At 65.3% G+C, this 4,418-nt stretch carries 4 protein-coding genes; 2 read left to right on the top strand and 2 right to left on the bottom strand.

The window, feature by feature from the left end; genetic code table 11:
* The first annotated feature begins 241 nt into the window (after positions 1 to 241).
* Positions 242 to 655, top strand: a complete 414-nt coding sequence (locus tag ACIGO6_RS41525) for an NUDIX hydrolase (RefSeq protein ID WP_399885995.1) — start codon at positions 242 to 244, stop codon at positions 653 to 655.
* Between the two features lie 241 nt (positions 656 to 896).
* Here the strand turns inward: ACIGO6_RS41525 and ACIGO6_RS41520 are convergent, their stop codons facing one another.
* Together ACIGO6_RS41520 and aspS are read right to left on the bottom strand one after the other, a co-directional pair.
* A complete protein-coding gene (locus tag ACIGO6_RS41520) occupies positions 897 to 1,466 on the bottom strand; it encodes a nucleotidyltransferase domain-containing protein (protein ID WP_399885993.1) in 570 nt (189 codons plus the stop codon).
* Between the two features lie 128 nt (positions 1,467 to 1,594).
* Complete coding sequence (aspS, locus tag ACIGO6_RS41515) at positions 1,595 to 2,917, bottom strand: aspartate--tRNA(Asn) ligase (protein WP_399885991.1); 1,323 nt, start codon at positions 2,915 to 2,917, stop codon at positions 1,595 to 1,597.
* A 520-nt stretch (positions 2,918 to 3,437) separates the two neighbouring features.
* On the opposite strand from aspS, the gene ACIGO6_RS41510 reads away from it, so the two are divergent.
* The coding region (locus ACIGO6_RS41510) for a phosphotransferase family protein (protein WP_399885989.1) at positions 3,438 to 4,418 on the top strand (981 nt) is incomplete at its 3' end.

Below are 4,418 nucleotides of genomic sequence, written 5' to 3'. Positions count from 1 at the left end.
GGGGCAAACGTCTCCGTTCAGCACACGACGCAATGAGAATCTGACACTGCGAATGAGAAGCGGTGAGAATCCGACAGCTTCAATGCGACAGGACACCAGCGATTCTCAATCCCGTGTCAGTTCGGCCAGTCACATGACATCGCGACTGAGAAAATGACACGGGATCTGAGAACCTACAGGGCCGCTTCATGTCCGTCGACACGATCTACCCGCCGATGCTGGCAGCACTGGAGGAAGACGTATGACCGAGCAAACGGCACAAGAGCGACCGGGCATCGCAGCCGCGATCGTGGTACAGGACGGCGCCGTGCTCATGGTTCGCCGCCGGGTCGCCGAAGGTCAACTGTCTTGGCAGTTCCCGGCGGGCGAGATCGAGGGGACGGAGACCCCTGAACAAGCAGCCGTGCGAGAGACGAGCGAAGAGGTCGGCCTGGAGGTGACCGCTCTCAAGGTCCTCGGAGAACGGGTTCACCCCAAGACTGGCCGGAAGATGACCTACGTGGCCTGTGTCGTAGAGTCCGGCGCTCCTTACGTGGCGGACGACGATGAACTGGCTGAGGTGGCATGGGTCCGGCATGCCCAGATTCCCGCGTACGTGCCATACGGCCTCTTCGACGCGGTGCAGGTATATCTCGACGCCGCACTGAGCCGGTAACACCTCGGTGCGTGCTGCGGACGGAGGACGAGGCAGCTTCGGGTAATCAGACCGCCCTCCCGACGAGCTAAGGAACTGGTCGTGGACACTGAAATCGGCCTGATCTGCCTGCGGTTGGTTAGCGTGGCGTCGCCATTGCCTCGTCGACCAAGTGTTCACTCATGGAGTGCCAGGGCTTCAGGTTGTACAACTCTCGTGCCACCTTCGTGTCACCCGCGGGCCGCGCTCGGCGGCTGACGTCTCATTTGTGTGCGTCCGGTGGCGTAAGACGCTGCCGCCATGGGTGGTCCGGCACGGTTACTGCGATGGCGTTCGCCAACCACATACGTTGAGGTTCGCCGAGCAGCGGCAGTACCGCTTCGAAGTCTGTCTCATCCTTCTCCCGTGTCGCCTTCGCCTTGTAGTAGAGCTGCACCTCGGGCGCCAGGTAGGGGATACCAGTCCCGCTTCTTCGTCCCAACCGCTCGATCGGAAGCCGGATCCGTGGGGTACGCCGAGAGACCCAATGGGTGCCCTCCGCCTCGTCCAGCATGAGCTGCACGGACCAGGGTGCCTCAGGCGTGCGTCGGCACCAGATGTCGTGGAGGGGCGGCTGAAGAGTCTCCCCAGAACGCCACGGGCGCAGCCGCCCCATGCCAGGTGGGTCCGCCACGTACAGGTCCCAGTCGGTCAAGAAATCGCGCACGCGAGCTTGGTCCCGTCGGAGGACGAGGACATCGAGATCGCCGTGCGGGCGTAGCTCACGGCCGACGGCGAGTTCGATCGCGTACCCGCCAGCGATCCACCACGGGAAGTCAGCCGCAGCGAACATGACAGCTAGATCTTCGGGACGAGCCGGCACCCAGCGCCCCACTCCCTCAGTACTCACCTGTCCATGCTCTCAGTGAACGAGGCCCCGGAAGGGAAATCCGACGTAGGCCAGCCATGCACAGAGGCCAGCTATGGGGTGAGCCGGTTCGGTCCGCGGAAGAGGAAGGTGGCCTCGCGGATCGACTCCAGTCCGAGCAAGACCATGAGTACGCGTCCAAGGCCCATGCCCAGCCCGCCGTGCGGTGGGCACCCGTACCGGAACGCGTTCAGGTAGTTCTGCATCGGCTCCGGACTCATGCCCTTCTCGGCGGCTTGCTTCAGCAGCACGTCGTAGCGGTGCTCGCGCTGGGCGCCGGTGGTGATCTCCAGCCCCTTCCAGAGCAGGTCGAAGCTCAGGGTCACGCTCGGGTCGTCGGCCGGCCGCATGTGGTAGAAGGGCCGGATGCCCACGGGGTAGTGGGTGATGAACACGAACTCGTGGCCGGTGGCCTGCTGGATGTGGGCGCTGATGCTCCGCTCGCCCTCCGGGTCCAGGTCCTCCTTGGTTCCTTCCGCGTCCCATCCGCCCTTGCGCAGGATGTCGTGCGCCTTGGCCATGGTGATGCGGGGGAAGGGAGTCGTGGGGACGGTGATCTCCACGCCGAACTGCTCCCGGACCGCATCGCCGTGTGCACCGGCGACCTTGGTGATGGCGTGGGCGAGCATCTGCTCCTCGAACGCCATAACGTCCTCGACGCCGTCAATCCAGGCCAGCTCGACGTCGACGCCGGTGAACTCGGTGGCGTGCCGGGAGGTGAACGACGGCTCTGCACGGAAGACGGGGCCGATCTCGAAGACCTTCTCGATTCCGGCCGAGATCGCCATCTGCTTGTAGAACTGCGGCGACTGGGTGAGATAGGCGCTGCGATCGAAGTAGCCGAGTTCGAAGACCTCGGCGCCAGACTCCGAGGCGGTGCCCATGAGCTTGGGGGTGTGCATTTCCGTGGCGCCCTGGGCATAGGCGTACTCGCGCATCCCCTGCTCCAGGGTGGTCTGCACGGCGAACATCAGCTGAGCGGCGGGACGGCGGCGTACGTCCAGGAACCGCCAGTCCAGGCGGTGCTCCAGGCTGGTGTGCTCGTCGATGGGCAGCGGTGTCGCGGCCCGGTTCAGGACCTCGACCCGCTCCGGGATGATCTCCAGGCTGTGGAGCTTCACGATCGGGTTCTCGACGACGCGGCCGGTGATCCGCACCGCGGACTCCGGCGTGAGCTGCTGCAGGGCGGCCTCGATGTCGTCGCCTGCGCCGCCGCGCCGGTGGGTGACCTGCACCATGCCCGTGTGGTCGCGTACGACGACGAACTGGACCTTACTCAGCAGGCGCAGAGTGTGCGCCCAGCCCGACACGGAAACGGTTCGACCCAAGTGCTCGTGCAGGTCAGATACCAGTACACGATCGGTCGTATGGATCATCGCAGCCCTCCAGGGCGTCATGGTGATCCCTTGGGGGCGCGGGCGAGAAGGGGACTCGCGGTTCCACCACGCCTTCACCACCACTCGACAGTGGCGGCCTCATTCGTGGCCGGTAACGGGGCCAGCCGGCGGGGCATTGGACCACATGGCCGTTCCTCCCCGCGCTCAGGAGGGTCTTCACCCCGGGGCGCGAGGCTGCCTTCCCAGCTGCCAGCAGCTCTCTCGGCTCGCGTGATCCCGGGCTACTCGTCTCCGTCATCGCGTTGTGACGGAGGATAGCGAGCCAGGGCCTCGAGACGACAGCGAGATTTCTGCTAGGTCGTGATCGTGCCAGTGGGCAGGTTCGGAAGCAGGTGCGGCCACCTGACGATCAACGGCGCCAGGAAGGAGCAGGTGTAGTCGCACTGATGATGACGCTACCCGGGGCGCAGCCTACGGGGCTCAGTCAGCGAATGGACGGACACGGATCCGCGTGACAATTTCGTGGCGCCGGGAAACACAGCTCCCCCATCCTGACGGAATGCCCGACATCATCACCTCGCGCCTTCAGTACAACGCCACAGCGGTACGCCCAGACTGGAAGGACCTCCCACGAGATGTTCGCCAGCTCATCACCCGACGCCTCGGAGGCTCAGTAGAGGCCGGGTGCAGCGCAGGGAGCGGATTTACCAGCGGCTTCGCCGCTGTACTCCGCGGGGCCTTCGGACCTCTGTTCGTCAAGGCGGTCAAGAGCCTCGACAACAGTGTGGTGGCCGACTCCTACCGCAGGGAAGCGTCGATCAACCAGGCGCTCCCGGCAGAGATTCCGGCGCCACGCCTGCAGTGGATTGAGGAGCACGACGGATGGGTCGTTCTCGGCATCGACGCTGTCCCCGGTGGCCGCATGCCCACCACACCGTGGAAGTCTGATGAGCTAACGGCCACTCTCGACGCGTACAGGATCACAGCAGAGGCACTCTCCACCCCACCCACAGCACTCCAGCATGTGGGCCTCAAGCCGGTGGGTGACGGCGGTGACTTCGCCGACTGGCGCAACCTCGCCCGAGGCGCCACGTCCACGAACGCCCTGCCTTCCTGGGTACCACTCGACCTACTGGACGTGCTGGCCAGCCTGGAAAGCGGATGGCGGGAGGCCGTCGCAGGCAATGCCGTCCTCCACCACGACCTACGACAGGACAACGTGCTGATCGATGCGTACGGCGCCGCGTGGATCTGCGACTGGAACTGGCCCTGCCTGGGGGCGAGCTGGTTCGACCTCGTCCTGCTCCTGGCCACCGCCTACGCCGACGGGCACGACGCCACCGCCCTGTTCACCCAGCACCCCACCGCCCGCGGAGTCGCCGACGAACAACTCGATGCGGCGCTCGCCGCTCTCTCCGGTTTCTTCCTCACCTCCGGCGGACAGCTGAGGTTCCCCCGAGATGCGGGAAGAGGTGACAGAGGGTCAGATGGGTCTCACGAGAGGAGCCCAGACGATGCCTGCACCGAGGAAGTACCCGCT

It is taken from the genome of Streptomyces sp. NPDC053750 (assembly GCF_044544295.1).
Taxonomy (GTDB): Bacteria; Actinomycetota; Actinomycetes; order Streptomycetales; family Streptomycetaceae; genus Streptomyces.
The sequence above is the reverse complement of the archived record's forward strand: the minus strand, read 5'-3'. Positions and strand labels throughout refer to the sequence as shown.

Excerpts from the sequence above, each read along its gene's own strand:
- ACIGO6_RS41525 (WP_399885995.1), top strand. The coding sequence starts at position 242 with ATGACCGAGCAAACGGCACAAGAGCGACCGGGCATCGCAGCCGCGATC.
- ACIGO6_RS41520 (WP_399885993.1), bottom strand. The coding sequence starts at position 1,466 with ATGTTCGCTGCGGCTGACTTCCCGTGGTGGATCGCTGGCGGGTACGCG.
- aspS (WP_399885991.1), bottom strand. The coding sequence starts at position 2,917 with ATGATCCATACGACCGATCGTGTACTGGTATCTGACCTGCACGAGCAC.